Raw genomic sequence first — 13104 nt, 5'->3', positions numbered from 1 at the left:
TGCCGGGAGCGCCAAACAATGCGACACAACAAAAGGGCAGCGCCTGATCGCACTCGCCGCGCGCTCGTCACCGGTACCTCGGTCATTCTTGCCTGTTCCGCTTTCCCCAGGGGGTCCAGCGCCATGCAGACTGCATTCAACCAAGCGGCACTCGACGCACTGCGCCGCTCCATCCGCGCCCGTGTGGATGCGGGTGAGCTCGCCGGGGCCACATGGCTCATCCACCATGCCGGAGAGACGCATGTGCACAGTACCGGCACCTTCGAGATGAACGGCGCTGGCGCGCCAATGGCGCGCGATACGATCTTTCGCGTGGCGTCCATCACCAAACCGGTGACAGCAGCCCTGGCGATGATACTGGTGGAAGAAGGCTTGCTGACGCTGGATGGTCCCGTGGAGGATCTTCTGCCGGAATTGGCAAACCGCAGGGTTCTGAAACGGATCGACGGACCGCTCGATGACACAGTGCCAGCCAACGGACCTGTCACACTCCGCCAACTCCTGACCATGACCTTCGGCCTCGGCGCCATCATGGTCTTTCCAGATGCCTACCCAATTCAAATGGCGATGCGCGAAGCCGACATTGCACCAAGCTGGATTCTGCCGAAAATGTCGTCGAATGCCTATATGAAGAAGCTCGGCGAATTGCCCCTAGCCGCGCATCCGGGAGAAAAGTTCCTCTACAATAATGGCCTCGACGTGGCCGGTATCCTGATCGAGCGGGCGACGGGGGAGCGGCTGGGCGCATTGATGAAGGCGCGGCTGTTTGAGCCGCTGGGAATGACGGACACGGATTTCTTCGTGCCCCCCGAAAAGCAGCATCGCCTCCCGCCTCTCCATGGTCCCGATTTCACAGGCGGCACCATGGAAGTCAAAGCCTACGGCCCGGAAGACGGTGTCGATTTCAGCGCTCCGCCGCCGCTCGATTCCGGAGCCGGTGGCCTGGTTACCACGGTGGATGATTATCTCGCATTCTGCCGGATGATGATGAATGGCGGCGAACTGAATGGCAGGCGCTATCTGAAGGCTGAATCCGTCGCGGAGATGACGCGCGATCAACTCACACTGCAACAGAAGACCGGTCCTCATGCCGATATGTTCATGGAGGATGGAGGAGCAGGCTGGGGCCTTGGAGTCTCGGTGAGTGTGAAAAGGACGCGACCCTGGCTTGCGCCCGGCAGCTTTGGCTGGAACGGCGGCTACGGCACAACTGCATATACCGACCCCGCCAATGGGATCATCGGCATTTTCCTTAGTCAGCAGATGATGACATCCCCCGAACCGCCAAAGACTTATGTGGACTTCTGGACTCAGGTGTATAGCGGCGCCTGACGCAGGGGACCTAGGGGCCCGCCCAGCGCGCCACCATGCGGCTTATGGGCGGGCCGGCCAGAAGCACAAAGAGAAACCGCGCCATCTGCACCGCCATGATGAAGGAGAGGTTCACGTCCTGCGACGCAGCGGCGGCGATGATCGCCACCGAATCCATGCCTCCGGGGCTCGTGGCCAGATAGGCCGTGAGCGGATCGACATCCCACTCCACATGCAGGAACCAGGCCAGCAAGCCACAGAGTGCCATCAGGGCGAGAATGGAAACGATGACCTGCGGGAGCGCCTTGAAAGCCGTCCGCAGGAGAGCCCGGTCGAATTTCAGACCGATGGTCCATCCCACCACCATATACGCCACACCCATCAGCCACGGCGGAAGTTCCAGCGCAAGACCGCCTCCCAAATGCACCAGCGCCCCTGCAAGCATGCCACCCAGAAAAAACGGGGCCGGAAGGCGCATCAGCCTGCCGAGAAATCCGCCCCCTAGCGCCGTGACCAGCGTGACTGTGAAGGCTGCATGGTCGAGTGGAGGAAACCAGACTGTGGCAGGCACCTCGACACCGGACGTATCTACCCACAGACGTGCAATGAGCGCGGCCGCGAGGGTAACGAATATCACGCGCAGATACTGCATGAAGGCCACGAGTCTCGCATCCGCGCCGAACGCTCCCGCCATGAGAACCATGGCCGTGGCCGCCCCTGGCGCCGAGCCCCAGACGGCTGTCGTGCCCGGCAGAATCCTCCAGCGGCTGACGAAGTAGCCGAGGAAACTGCTGGCTGCGACAGTGACCAGCACCGAAAGCAGGAGAATGGGCCAGATATCGGCGAAAGAGGCGATGATCGCCGGCTCCAGTGAAGCGCCGATCAACAGGCCGACCAGGGCCTGCGCCCCGGAAAAGCCAAGTCCCGGCACGCGAATGCCTGCCCCCGACGCTCCAGTAGCAACGGCCGCCAGCATGGGGCCAATAAGAAGCGCTGCCGGAACGGCTCCAAGAATCATGACACCGGCAAAAACCGCGGTGAGAGCAACAAGAACCAGCCATTGGGCAACCGGGGTGAGACGCGTGAGCGGGCCTTCGAAGGAGGTTTGCGGCGTGGTGTCCATCAACGAGCGTCCTGACTTTGTGCCGTCACGACATACAGGATGAGGCGATTCATGGGAATGTCCGCATCAGGTGTGGCAAAACGTTTCGCCGGAAGTTGACATAATATTCCTACCTAGTTATATAGCTAACAAGAAATGTATGTGAGCGCCATGCAGACAGAACAATTGGATGCAACATTTGCAGCCCTTGCCGACCCCACACGACGCGCCATCCTCGCCCGGTTGGCAGAAGGCGAAGCAACCGTGATGCAGCTCGCCGAACCCTTCGAGCTCAGTCAGCCAGCCATCTCCAAGCATATCAAAGTGCTGGAAAAGGCGGGGCTCGTGTCGCGCAGCCGCGATGCTCAGAAACGCCCGTGCAAGCTTGAAGCCGAACCCCTGGGCGAAGCCATCGACTGGCTGGAGCAATATCGACAGTTCCTGGAACAGCGCTACGCGAAGCTCGACGCGCTCCTGGACACCCTGAAATCCGTGAACGACCCGCCGGCCGGCACGAATTGACAGGCTTCCAAGCCTGTACTCCGGAAGTTTCCGTCCATCAGTTTGCGAAAGGCACCGGAATGTCACACATCAACACTCTCGCAGTCACCACCCGCGGCGATACCGAACTGGTCATCACCCGCCACTTCAAAGCTCCGCTGCAAATGGTCTTTGATGCCCATACGCGACCCGAGCTTATCAAGCGCTGGATGACCGGTCCGGAAAACTGGACCCTGCCTGTTTGCGAAATCGATCTGAAGGAAGGCGGAAAGGGCCGCTATGTCTGGCACAATACCGAAAATGGCGCAGACATGGGCATGACTGCCACCTATCGCGAGATCGACGCCCCTCACCGCATCGTTCATGAGGAGATGTTCGATGAGGACTGGACCGGTGGCGGAACCGAAATAACCACCACCTTCAAGGAGGATGGCGAGACCACGCGCATGGAAATGGTGATCCGCTGCAAATCGAAGGAAGCGCGCGACATGATCCTGAAGTCGCCCATGTCTGACGGGATGGAACAGGGTTATGCCCGTCTCGATCGCCAGCTTGCAGAGCGCAGGGCCGCTTAGGCACCTTTCAAGCTCCAGAAAGAGGCAATGCGCCATGGCGCACGAAACACCCAATCCCGCCGGCGGTCCGCGCCGCGTTTCTGGCAGCATCGGCGCCGTGTTCCTTGGGCTGGTGGTAATCTTCATCCTTTCTCTTGGGATAGATCAGCTCATGCACAACCTTGAAATCTATCCGCCATGGGGCGAGTCTATGGTGGACCCAGAGGATGGGCTTCTTGCGCTTGGCTATCGGATCCCCATCGCCATTCTGGGCTGCTACCTCACCGCCCGCTTCGCTCCTTACGCGCCCATGGCTCATGCGCTCGTGCTGGGCGGTATCGGCGTGGTTCTCTCCACGCTCGGTGCCATCGCCATGTGGGAAATGGGCATGCACTGGTATCCGATCAGTCTCATTCTCATCAGTCTTCCCTGCGCCTGGATCGGCGGCAGGCTTCATCTGGCAGCCGCCTCTAACCTGCGGTAGCGTGGGCTGGCCGGGCGGCCCACGAATTCAGGCGAGCCTGTCGGATCGCCCCTTCCTCATACGTCCTGGATGGGAACAGAGGCGAGAAAGGAACCCGCTATGCGCTACATGATGCTGATGATCCCCAAGGGATATGAGACCGCCGGACCTGAGCTTGATCTGCCGGCCGATGCGGTGGCCAAGATGATGGCCTACAACGAAGAATTGCGTGCCGCGGGAGTGCTTGAAGCTCTGGAAGGCCTGCACCCACCGTCAGCGGGCGCACGGGTCTCGTTCGCCAGCGGCGAACCGGTGGTGATCGACGGTCCCTTTATCGAGGCCAAGGAAGTGCTCGGCGGCTTCTGGATCATCAATGTTCCAACAATGGCTGATGCCATTGAGTGGGCAAAACGCTGCCCTGCCTCGCCCAACGAGACGATCGAGGTGCGTAAAATCCAGCAAATGGACGACTATAGCGAGGAGATTCAGGAGATCGTGAAGACTTATCCCGATGTGCTGGAAAAAGGCATCAAACGTTCCTGATCAGCAGAATTTCGCCTTGTGTTCCGGCTCCACATGAATTGTGACTTCCGCGCCGGGCTGGGCCTTGGCGAGCGCTCCCTCGATACGGTCACAGATGCGATGTGCACTCTCGACCGTCATTTGCGAGGGAACCACCAGATGAAACTCGATGAAGCGGGCCCTGCCCGCTTCACGCGTTTTGAGATCATGAAATTCTAAGGCGCCTTCATCATTGTCGGCGATCACACGCTCGATTCTGGCCAGTTCCTCCGGCTCCACGGACACGTCCATCAGCCCCTGAACGGAATCGCCCACCAGATGCCAGCCGTGCCACAGGATGTTCACTGCAACCACCAGAGCCATAACCGGATCGAGCCAGTACCAGCCGGTGGCAACCGCGAGAACGAGGCCCAGAATCACCCCGGCCGAGGTAACCACATCGGTCCATAGATGCTTGCCGTCCGCCACCATGGCCGGCGAGCGCGCCTTGCGCCCCGTCGAGATGAGCAGCCACGCCCACAGGCCGTTTCCGACCGCGGCCAGCCCGTTTACCAGCAATCCGAGAAGCGGAGCATCGAGCAGGCGCGGGTCGAAAAGAACCGTCCATGCCTCATGGATGATTAGCAGCGCAGCAACAACGATCAGGACGCCTTCCAGAACGGCGGAGAAATACTCTGCCTTATGATGACCGAAAGGGTGGTTGTCGTCCGCCGGTGTGTGGGCGATGCGCAGCGCATACCACGCCACGCATGAGGCGACGACGTTGACCACCGATTCCATCGCATCGGAAAACAACGCCACAGAATCGGTAAGCCACCACGCGGCAAGCTTGAGTGCAAAAATGCCCAGCGCAACAACAATGGACCACATCGCGATGCGTTGAAGCTTGCCGTTGGATGGCATGACGGTTCCTCTCACGGCTCCCGGCCAACCCCTCGGGAACACAAAAGCTCAATGTATCAGGCCGCTTTCACACGTGCCTTGCGCGGCAGATGCGCCACCACATTTTCGATCATGCGCATCCCTGCATTCTGCCCAAGCGTCATGATCGATTCGGGATGGAATTGCACGGCTGCAATCGGCTCTTCCTCATGTTCTATCCCCATCACGACACCATCCTCCGTTTCGGCGGTCACCACGAAGGCGGACGGCATGCGCACCGGATCGGCAAAAATAGAGTGATAGCGCCCGACCGTCACTTCCGAAGGCAGGCCCGAGAACACAAGGCTGTTTCCACTGGCACGAATGCGCGAGGGCTTGCCATGCATGGGCTCGGCGAGCTGGCGCAGTTCACCGCCATAGGCTTCGACAAGCGCCTGAAGACCAAGGCAAACACCGAACATCGGCAGATTGCGCGCGCGAGATTTGGCGATGGTGGCGTTGCAGTCGAAATCCTCCGGCCGGCCAGGTCCGGGTGAGAGAACGACCAGATCCGGGGCAACGCGGTCAAACACCTCATCGGCGACCGGCGAGCGCACCGTCACCACCTCCGCGCCCGTCTGGCGAAAATAGTTGGCAAGCGTATGCACGAAGGAATCCTCGTGATCCACGAGCAATATCTTCACCCCCTCGCCGACACGGGCACCGGCGCGCGTTTCGTTGTCCATGTTTACCTTCCCGGCATCGCGGATCGCCGACAGCATCGCCGACGCCTTGAGTTCCGTCTCGGCCTCTTCCTCCTGCGGATCGGAATCGAACAGAAGCGTCGCACCCGCCCGCACCTCCGCCACACCGTCCTTGATGCGGATGGTGCGCAGTGTCAGACCGGTGTTCATGTCACCGTTGAAATGCACCATCCCGATGGCGCCGCCATACCAGGCCCGCGGGCTCTTCTCGTTCTCTTCGATAAAACGCATGGCCCAAAGCTTCGGCGCACCGGTGACCGTCACCGCCCAGGCGTGGCTCAGAAACGCATCGAATGCATCCATGCCCTCCCGCAACCGCCCCTCGATGTGATCGACCGTGTGAATGAGACGCGAATACATCTCGATCTGGCGGCGGCCGATTACCCGCACAGACCCCGGCTCGCACACCCGGCTCTTGTCGTTGCGGTCGACATCCGAACACATTGTCAGTTCGGACTCGTCCTTCTTGGAGTTCAGAAGCTTGATGATCTGCTCGGCATCGGCAATGGCATCATCGCCTCGTCTGATCGTGCCCGAAATAGGACAGGTCTCGACGCGCCTTCCATTGACCCGCACGAACATCTCCGGCGAGGCGCCGACAAGATATTCCTGTTCGCCCAGATTGATGAAGAAGGAGTAGGGTGAGGGATTGATCTCCTTCAAGCGCCGCGAAATCTGCGAGGGCCGACGCTCGGCGCGTTCCATAAACATCTGCCCGGGCACCACTTCGAACAGGTCGCCGCGATGGAAACTCTCCTTCGCTTTTTCCACCAGACGGGCATATTCGCCGGGCTCGTGATCACCACGCGGCGGCACATGATCGGCTGCATTGAAGGCCTCCCGCGCGCCACCCCGCGGCAGATCTGCCGTCGAAAACCCGTCGCCCGAATAGTCATAGCGATCGTGCCAGGCCCTGGCCGCATGGTGGTCGACCACCAGGATCTCATCCGGAAGATAGAGGACCAGATCGCGCTGACTTTCGGGACGTTTGAGGCTCTGCGTGATCGGGTCGAACTGAAAGGCGAGATCGTAGCCGAACGCTCCATAGAGCCCCAGATTGGCATCGTGATCGGTGTGAAAAAGATCGGTGATGGCGCGCAGCACGGTAAAAACGGTGGGTACCCGGGAGCGTTCTTCCTCGGAAAAGACCCGTTCTGGTTCAGCCACCGAAAGCTTCAGATGCGTATCATCGCGTTGTTTCACCGTTACGGGATCAAGCACAGCAACCCGGTCCGCCAGGATGGGCAAAAGCGCCTTGCCACGGGTGTTCAACGCTTCGATCTTCATGTCACGGCCATGCGCCGAGATCACCAGCGGCGGATCGATGATCGCCGTGTCCCAGCGGGTGTAGCGGCCCGGATACTCGTAATTGGAGGAGAAAACTGCGCCGCGACGCTCATCCAGTGCATCGATATATGCGTCGATGGCACCTTCATAGGCTGTCTCCACGCGGCTTCGCGTGATGGTCACACCGCCAACAGTTGTGAAACGCTCAGCGCCGTTGTCCAGAACTTCCAGGCTCATTTCATGCTCCCTGTTTCAGGCATCGCCGGGAAGCGCAGACAAAAAAGGCCGCCCGGTTTTCACCTGCGGCCATGGTCTTTTCTGCGCGCACACTGCACGGCCGGCCGCTGTTAGCGAACCCACCACCAGAGTTTTGCGCAAGAAATCATCGTCATGGCTTCTCCATAGCCTCGACAGGGCTCTCGCGCAACCGCTTTCCCGAGCTATCCGCCAACCGCTTGCCGCGATAGAGAGCAATGAGGCTAAGGCAGAGCCATGTAAAGCTCGCCCAGGCAGCGCCCAACGCCCAGCCTGCAGCAACATCGCTCGGCCAGTGAACCCCGAGGTAAACGCGGCTTGCTCCAACGATAAAGGAAATGAACACCGCGACAGCAACGACATAAAGCCTGACCCTCCAGTCAGGAAAAAAGCGCACGACAAGTGCAGCCAGCGTCAGGTAGGCGACTGTGGTGACAGTGGCGTGACCGCTTGGAAAGCTGGCCGTGTGGATCACGTCGAGATGTTCGACAAGATCGGGTCGCGGACGCTCGTAGTGGTTCTTCAGAAGATAAGAGACTAGTGCGCCGGATCCGACGGACAAAAGCGCATAGAAGGCTGCACCGAAGCGGCGCGTCACGATAAGCAAGCCTGTCAACACAAGAAGCGAAAGAACGATGACCGGATAACCGCCGATGGCGGTGATCTCAAGCGCGGTTTCCTCCAGCCAGGGCGGGCCGAGCGGATCAGACGCATCCAGGGGATTGCGCAGGGAAAGGAGCAGATATTCATCCAGCGCCTTGATCTCCCCTTCCGCAACCTCGTCAGCAATGGCGAAGAAGGCGAAAGAGCCAAGTGTCAGAACAAGGAGAAGGAGCACCGGCGCAAGTGCCCCACGCTGGCGCGCAACCTGTCGAAAGAATCCGTCCTGCTCCGCCATCATCTTCTAATCGCCCCTCCTGATTGACCGGTTTTGCAACACGCTGAATGCGAACACCATGATTGTTGCGTAATTAAGATTGATTTCGAGAAGGTTCGAAAGCGTTCAGCCGTGTGAAGTGAACCTTCAATTCGCGGAATCAAATGGTGCTGCACCATGCTCCTGCATTTACTGCAACCGCCTTGACATCGCCTCATCCACACACCACGTTTAAACAATGAGCACGAACCGAAAACACATGTCCGTTCTTTTCCGGGTATGTCCCATTGCGGGATACTGACCCCCGGTTCGGTGCTGTGCGCCTCCGGACCGAGGGGCGCTCCTCCGCCTGTTGATCGACACGATCAGGTCAAGCGGCGGAAACGGTTCTAAGGCGCATCACCAGAAACTCGTACGACAACCGAAGCCTCGTGGCGTGCAATGGTTGCACGCCCGGATGACACGCATGGACAAGCCAATGCAGCAGAAGACAGGGCGCAAGCCGAGCATCACGATTTCCGAAACCGACTACGAACGCCTGACCGGTCTGGCCGAGGCTCTGGAAGATCGCAATCCAGACGTGTCGGAAACCATGATGGCCGAACTGGACCGGGCCCGCGTCGTCCGCGACGGTTCGCTTGCCGCTACCATTGTGCGTATGGGTTCGACCGTCGTCTACACCGCGGACGGCGGACCGGAGAAGACCGTTACCTTGGTTTATCCCGGTGAAGCGGATATTGAAAAAGGCCGCATCTCAATCACCACCCCCGTGGGCACGGCGCTTATCGGCCTTAAAGAGGGCCAGTCGATCGACTGGACCGCACGCACGGGTCAGACTCACAAACTGACCGTGGTCCGCGTGACCCAGGAAGAAAACGCCTGAGTTCGAAAGCATGACCAGTCCTCATCTCCGCTTTTTCACGGGACATCTCCTGACGGGAGTTTGACCCCTGCGCCATCCCTTGGGCGCAGGGGAAACGACCCAAATGCAGACTGCACGGCCGCGCAAGTGGCGTGCGGATTTGTTTGTTCACGGCCCTTTCGTCCAACCAAGCGTGGGCCGTACTGGAGATCAGCAGGAGATCGTCGTGTGGACCGGGCAGGGATGTATTCTCACCACCAAGGACTTCACCATTCTCGAGTTTTTGCAGGAGCGCAGGCACCGCTTCAGCGAACCCTATGCCGCGCTTCTGCGGGCCAAGCTTGATGGAGCACGTGTCGTGCTTCGTGAAGACGCGCCGGCGCATGTCGCCACGTTGAACAGCCGTGTGCGCTTCCGCACGGGCGACGAACAACCGCAGACACGCATTCTCAGTCACGACGAACTACAGGGTTTCGTGGGACTGACATTGCCCCTTACGACCTTGCGTGGGCTGGCGCTTCTCGGACTCTCGGCTGGCGAAACCATCATTCTCCCCAAAAACGCCGCTTCGGAGCCGGAGCGTCTCGTGCTCGAAGCGGTGCTCTACCAGCCGGAAGCCGCGCGCAGAAAAATGCGCAACATGCCGCGCCCGTCACTGCGGCTTGTGCACGACGCGGATGCGGCCAAGCTGCAAACCCCTGAATACTCCGGAGACGACGATCCAGGTCCAAGCGCTGCTTGACCCTCACGAAACGTGAGGGATTACTCCCATGGTCCTGCGGAGGCGCGCGTATGAAAGAATGGACGGTCACGGATCTGGCAAAGCTTTCCGGCGTTTCGGTCCGGACGCTCCACCATTATGACGATATCGGACTTCTCTCACCTGCGCGCGTCGGCGAAAACCGCTATCGCTACTACGGAGAGGCGGAATTGCTGCGTCTGCAGCAGATCCTCCTTTACCGCGAGCTTGGAATGCCGCTCAAGACGATCAGCTCCATTCTCGACGATCCGCGCTTCGACAGCCTGGCAGCGCTCATGGCGCAGCGCGGCCAGCTTGCAGCCGAAGCCAAGCGCTATCGCCAGCTCATCAGGACGATCGACCGCACGATCGCCCATCTGAAAGGAGAACGTGCGATGCAACATGAAGATTTGTACAAGGGCTTCGTGGCACCCGAAAAGCAGGCCGAATACGAGGCATGGCTGAAAGACCGCTTTGGTGATTCAATACGCGAGGAAATCACCTCAAGCGATTCTACAGAAAGGGGGATCAGCGATCAGGACATGAAAGAGCGCATGAAAGCGCTTGCACGAATCGAGGCCGATCTCGTAGAGGCAATGGAGAACGGCACCGTACCCGAAGCAAGGTCGCTCGACCCGTTGATCGAACGACACCATGCCTGGGTTGCTCAGATGTGGGGCAGAGACTGCTCACACGACGCCTATGCCGGACTTGCCGATATTTATGAGAGCCACGGCGACTTCAGGCAGCGATACGAAACGCTATCGCCCGGCTTTTCCAAATGGCTACCGATTGCGATGCGCGCCTGGGCAAGACGCCTGAAGAAAGATTGAGAATGGTGGCTCACGCCCTCACACCCACCCAATAACGTGGACCCGGCCCTGCCCGGCTCGCCCGGTCGGCCGGGTTCGTCAGAGCGCAGGTCTCCAAAGAGAGGCATCCACAGGAGATGCATTCGGTGAGGCCGCGCTTCAATCGCTCCATCTCGGCGATCCGCTCGTCGATGCGCTTCGTCCAGTTTTCAGAAAGCCGCGCCCAGTCATCACCCTTCGGCACATGGTCGGTCGGCAGCTTGTCCAGCTCCCCCTTGATCTCATCCAGCGAAAGCCCCACGCGTTGGGCAAAGACAATGAACGCCACCCGCCGGAGCACTGCGCGTTCATAGCGGCGATGGCCGGACCCCGCGCGTTCGGACGAGATCAACCCCCGTTCCTCATAGTAACGGAGCGCCGACGCGGCAACGCCGCTCCGTTTCGAAACCTGATTGATGGTGAGCATCTGTGCCTCCGTGAACCATGGAAGAATCTCATGCCACGGCCTTTACTTCAAGTGAACTTAAACTTTTAGAGCAGTGAGGCACATGCCGTATTTGCCCAGCATGGGCGAATGTCGGCCGGAACCCGATCAGCAATCTCAGGGAGCTCGCATGGCAGCCTCGACACAAAGCACCTCCGCCACGACACCGCATTCGCGCGCCTCCATCCGAGATTGGCTCGGACTTGCCATCCTTGCGCTGCCGACATTTCTCGTTGCCATCGACATGACGGTGCTGCACCTGGCCGTACCGCATCTCACGGCGGCGCTGCGTCCAAGCAGTGCTCAACTACTCTGGATCATCGATATCTACGGTTTCATGATCGCCGGCTGTCTGGTGATAATGGGCACACTGGGCGACCGGATCGGACGCCGCCGTCTGCTTCTGGCAGGCGCAGTGTTCTTCGGTGTAGCGTCCACCTTTGCGGCTTTCGCCGGCAGCGCCGCGACACTGCTCACCGCACGCGCGCTTCTTGGCGTGTCCGCCGCCGCACTCATGCCGTCCACGCTCGCTCTTCTGACCGATATGTTCCGCGACAGCCGGCAGCGCGGTATTGCAATCGCCATATGGTCCAGCTTGTTCATGGCGGGAACGACAATCGGGCCGATCATAGGCGGGGCACTGCTTGAGTACTTCTGGTGGGGCTCCGTGTTTCTTTTGAATGTGCCTCTCATGCTGATACTTCTGGCCGCGGGTCCTTTCGTTTTGCCTGAAAATGTGCGCTCCGGCGGCGGACGGCTCGACCTGGCAAGCGCGGCCCTGTTCCTGTCAGCGGTCCTGACCGCAGTTTATGGAATTAAACACATCGCAACCAACGCGCTGGACCTGAAAGCCCTGTTGGCGCTCGCTGTCGGACTGGGTATCGGAACCATGTTTCTAAATCGCCAAACAAAGCTCGCCGACCCGATGCTGGATCTTTCCCTTTTTCGCAACACGCGGTTCAGTGCCGGGCTCGCCACCCAGTTCCTGACCATCTTTGCCGTGGCGACACCCTATTTCCTCTCGACCCAGTATCTGCAACTCGTTGCCGGCCTGTCCCCGCTTGAGGCCGGTCTTGCAATGCTGCCGCCCATGCTGGCCGGAATGGCAGCCTCACTCCTTGCACCGGTAGCGACCCGCATTCTGCACCCTGGAAGCGTGACGGGGTTGATGATGCTGATTGCGGCAGTGGGGTTTGCGCTGCTTGCCCTTACGTCTGCCGATGGCACACTCAACGCGGTGCTTGGCGGGCTCGCCCTCATCACCATTGGCAGCAGCGCGACCATGGCGGTCATCGTCAACATCATCATCAGCGCGGCACCTGAAGAACGTGCCGGAGAAGCTTCCGGCCTTTCGGAAATGAGCGGCGAGTTCGGCATGGCTCTGGGTCTCGCCGTAATCGGCAGCGTCGCCAGCGCAGCCTATCGCCTCTCTCTCGCCAAAGCGCATGGGAGCGACGGCAACGCCGGTGCAACAGGTGCAATGGATGCGCTCGGAACCGCAATCGCCGAAGCCGAAAAGCTCGACACCGCTTCCGGCAACGCACTTTTGACCGCCAGCCGGGAGGCCTTCGTGACGAGCCTTGCTCTAAGCGCAGTCATCGGCCTCACGCTGGTTCTGGGACTGGCGGTTCTGGCATTCCGCGTTCTGCGCCGCGTGCCCCGGCAGAACAGTGGATAAAGGTAGAGAGCCGCTGCCGCGCCGGACTCAAC

General features: G+C 59.9%; 14 protein-coding genes. 9 read left to right on the top strand and 5 right to left on the bottom strand.

What is annotated here, in order from left to right; all coding sequences use genetic code 11:
* Positions 1 to 18 precede the first annotated feature (18 nt).
* The gene (locus P2W41_RS06625) at positions 19 to 1332 is read left to right on the top strand and encodes a serine hydrolase domain-containing protein (protein ID WP_404934638.1); all 1314 of its coding nucleotides are present in this window, start codon (positions 19 to 21) and stop codon (positions 1330 to 1332) included.
* 10 nt (positions 1333 to 1342) lie between these two features.
* On the opposite strand, the gene P2W41_RS06620 is transcribed toward P2W41_RS06625, so the two are convergent.
* The gene (locus tag P2W41_RS06620; protein ID WP_404934637.1) at positions 1343 to 2434 is read right to left on the bottom strand and encodes an AbrB family transcriptional regulator; all 1092 of its coding nucleotides are present in this window, start codon (positions 2432 to 2434) and stop codon (positions 1343 to 1345) included.
* 150 nt (positions 2435 to 2584) lie between these two features.
* Between P2W41_RS06620 and P2W41_RS06615 the strand changes: the two genes are divergently transcribed.
* The 4 genes from P2W41_RS06615 (at position 2585) to P2W41_RS06600 (ending at position 4474) form a co-directional block, all read left to right on the top strand.
* Positions 2585 to 2935 (top strand): ArsR/SmtB family transcription factor, encoded by a 351-nt coding sequence (locus tag P2W41_RS06615; RefSeq protein ID WP_404934636.1) that lies wholly within the window; start codon positions 2585 to 2587, stop codon positions 2933 to 2935.
* A 59-nt stretch (positions 2936 to 2994) separates the two neighbouring features.
* Entirely contained in the window at positions 2995 to 3489 is a 495-nt protein-coding gene (locus tag P2W41_RS06610) for an SRPBCC domain-containing protein (RefSeq protein WP_292896871.1), read from the top strand.
* 34 nt (positions 3490 to 3523) lie between these two features.
* On the top strand, positions 3524 to 3952 hold the full coding sequence (locus tag P2W41_RS06605) for a hypothetical protein (protein WP_404934635.1): 429 nt from the start codon (positions 3524 to 3526) through the stop codon (positions 3950 to 3952).
* Positions 3953 to 4051: 99 nt separating this feature from the next.
* Positions 4052 to 4474 carry a YciI family protein gene (locus P2W41_RS06600; protein WP_404934634.1) on the top strand — a complete coding sequence of 141 codons (423 nt, stop codon included), beginning with the start codon at positions 4052 to 4054 and terminating at the stop codon, positions 4472 to 4474.
* Here P2W41_RS06600 and P2W41_RS06595 read toward each other — a convergent pair whose 3' ends face one another.
* From P2W41_RS06595 to P2W41_RS06585, 3 genes are all read right to left on the bottom strand, one after another.
* Complete coding sequence (locus tag P2W41_RS06595) at positions 4475 to 5356, bottom strand: cation diffusion facilitator family transporter (protein WP_404934633.1); 882 nt, start codon at positions 5354 to 5356, stop codon at positions 4475 to 4477.
* A 56-nt stretch (positions 5357 to 5412) separates the two neighbouring features.
* On the bottom strand, positions 5413 to 7602 hold the full coding sequence (locus P2W41_RS06590) for an anthranilate synthase (RefSeq protein ID WP_404934632.1): 2190 nt from the start codon (positions 7600 to 7602) through the stop codon (positions 5413 to 5415).
* Positions 7603 to 7753: 151 nt separating this feature from the next.
* On the bottom strand, positions 7754 to 8521 hold the full coding sequence (locus tag P2W41_RS06585; RefSeq protein WP_292896881.1) for a phosphatase PAP2 family protein: 768 nt from the start codon (positions 8519 to 8521) through the stop codon (positions 7754 to 7756).
* A gap of 454 nt (positions 8522 to 8975) precedes the next feature.
* On the opposite strand from P2W41_RS06585, the gene rnk reads away from it, so the two are divergent.
* The 3 genes from rnk (at position 8976) to P2W41_RS06570 (ending at position 10931) form a co-directional block, all read left to right on the top strand.
* On the top strand, positions 8976 to 9380 hold the full coding sequence (gene rnk / locus P2W41_RS06580; protein ID WP_292896883.1) for a nucleoside diphosphate kinase regulator: 405 nt from the start codon (positions 8976 to 8978) through the stop codon (positions 9378 to 9380).
* Between the two features lie 172 nt (positions 9381 to 9552).
* A complete protein-coding gene (locus P2W41_RS06575) occupies positions 9553 to 10101 on the top strand; it encodes a nucleoside-diphosphate kinase (protein WP_404934631.1) in 549 nt (182 codons plus the stop codon).
* A 50-nt stretch (positions 10102 to 10151) separates the two neighbouring features.
* The gene (locus P2W41_RS06570) at positions 10152 to 10931 is read left to right on the top strand and encodes a MerR family transcriptional regulator (RefSeq protein WP_404934630.1); all 780 of its coding nucleotides are present in this window, start codon (positions 10152 to 10154) and stop codon (positions 10929 to 10931) included.
* Positions 10932 to 10941: 10 nt separating this feature from the next.
* Here P2W41_RS06570 and soxR read toward each other — a convergent pair whose 3' ends face one another.
* On the bottom strand, positions 10942 to 11376 hold the full coding sequence (soxR, locus tag P2W41_RS06565; protein WP_404934629.1) for a redox-sensitive transcriptional activator SoxR: 435 nt from the start codon (positions 11374 to 11376) through the stop codon (positions 10942 to 10944).
* A gap of 148 nt (positions 11377 to 11524) precedes the next feature.
* On the opposite strand from soxR, the gene P2W41_RS06560 reads away from it, so the two are divergent.
* Positions 11525 to 13072 carry an MFS transporter gene (locus tag P2W41_RS06560; protein WP_404934628.1) on the top strand — a complete coding sequence of 516 codons (1548 nt, stop codon included), beginning with the start codon at positions 11525 to 11527 and terminating at the stop codon, positions 13070 to 13072.
* Positions 13073 to 13104 lie beyond the last annotated feature (32 nt).

Source organism: Nitratireductor sp. L15S-10, from assembly GCF_045011005.1.
Lineage (GTDB): Bacteria > Pseudomonadota > Alphaproteobacteria > Rhizobiales > Rhizobiaceae > Nitratireductor.
This window is presented reverse-complemented; position numbering and strand designations above follow the sequence as displayed.

Coding starts and splice junctions, on each gene's coding strand:
- P2W41_RS06590 (WP_404934632.1), bottom strand. CDS start 7,602: ATGAGCCTGGAAGTTCTGGACAACGGCGCTGAGCGTTTCACAACTGTT.
- soxR (WP_404934629.1), bottom strand. CDS start 11,376: ATGCTCACCATCAATCAGGTTTCGAAACGGAGCGGCGTTGCCGCGTCG.
- P2W41_RS06595 (WP_404934633.1), bottom strand. CDS start 5,356: ATGCCATCCAACGGCAAGCTTCAACGCATCGCGATGTGGTCCATTGTT.
- P2W41_RS06625 (WP_404934638.1), top strand. CDS start 19: ATGCGACACAACAAAAGGGCAGCGCCTGATCGCACTCGCCGCGCGCTC.
- P2W41_RS06615 (WP_404934636.1), top strand. CDS start 2,585: ATGCAGACAGAACAATTGGATGCAACATTTGCAGCCCTTGCCGACCCC.
- P2W41_RS06570 (WP_404934630.1), top strand. CDS start 10,152: ATGAAAGAATGGACGGTCACGGATCTGGCAAAGCTTTCCGGCGTTTCG.
- P2W41_RS06560 (WP_404934628.1), top strand. CDS start 11,525: ATGGCAGCCTCGACACAAAGCACCTCCGCCACGACACCGCATTCGCGC.
- P2W41_RS06605 (WP_404934635.1), top strand. CDS start 3,524: ATGGCGCACGAAACACCCAATCCCGCCGGCGGTCCGCGCCGCGTTTCT.
- P2W41_RS06620 (WP_404934637.1), bottom strand. CDS start 2,434: ATGGACACCACGCCGCAAACCTCCTTCGAAGGCCCGCTCACGCGTCTC.
- P2W41_RS06600 (WP_404934634.1), top strand. CDS start 4,052: ATGCGCTACATGATGCTGATGATCCCCAAGGGATATGAGACCGCCGGA.
- P2W41_RS06610 (WP_292896871.1), top strand. CDS start 2,995: ATGTCACACATCAACACTCTCGCAGTCACCACCCGCGGCGATACCGAA.
- rnk (WP_292896883.1), top strand. CDS start 8,976: ATGCAGCAGAAGACAGGGCGCAAGCCGAGCATCACGATTTCCGAAACC.
- P2W41_RS06585 (WP_292896881.1), bottom strand. CDS start 8,521: ATGATGGCGGAGCAGGACGGATTCTTTCGACAGGTTGCGCGCCAGCGT.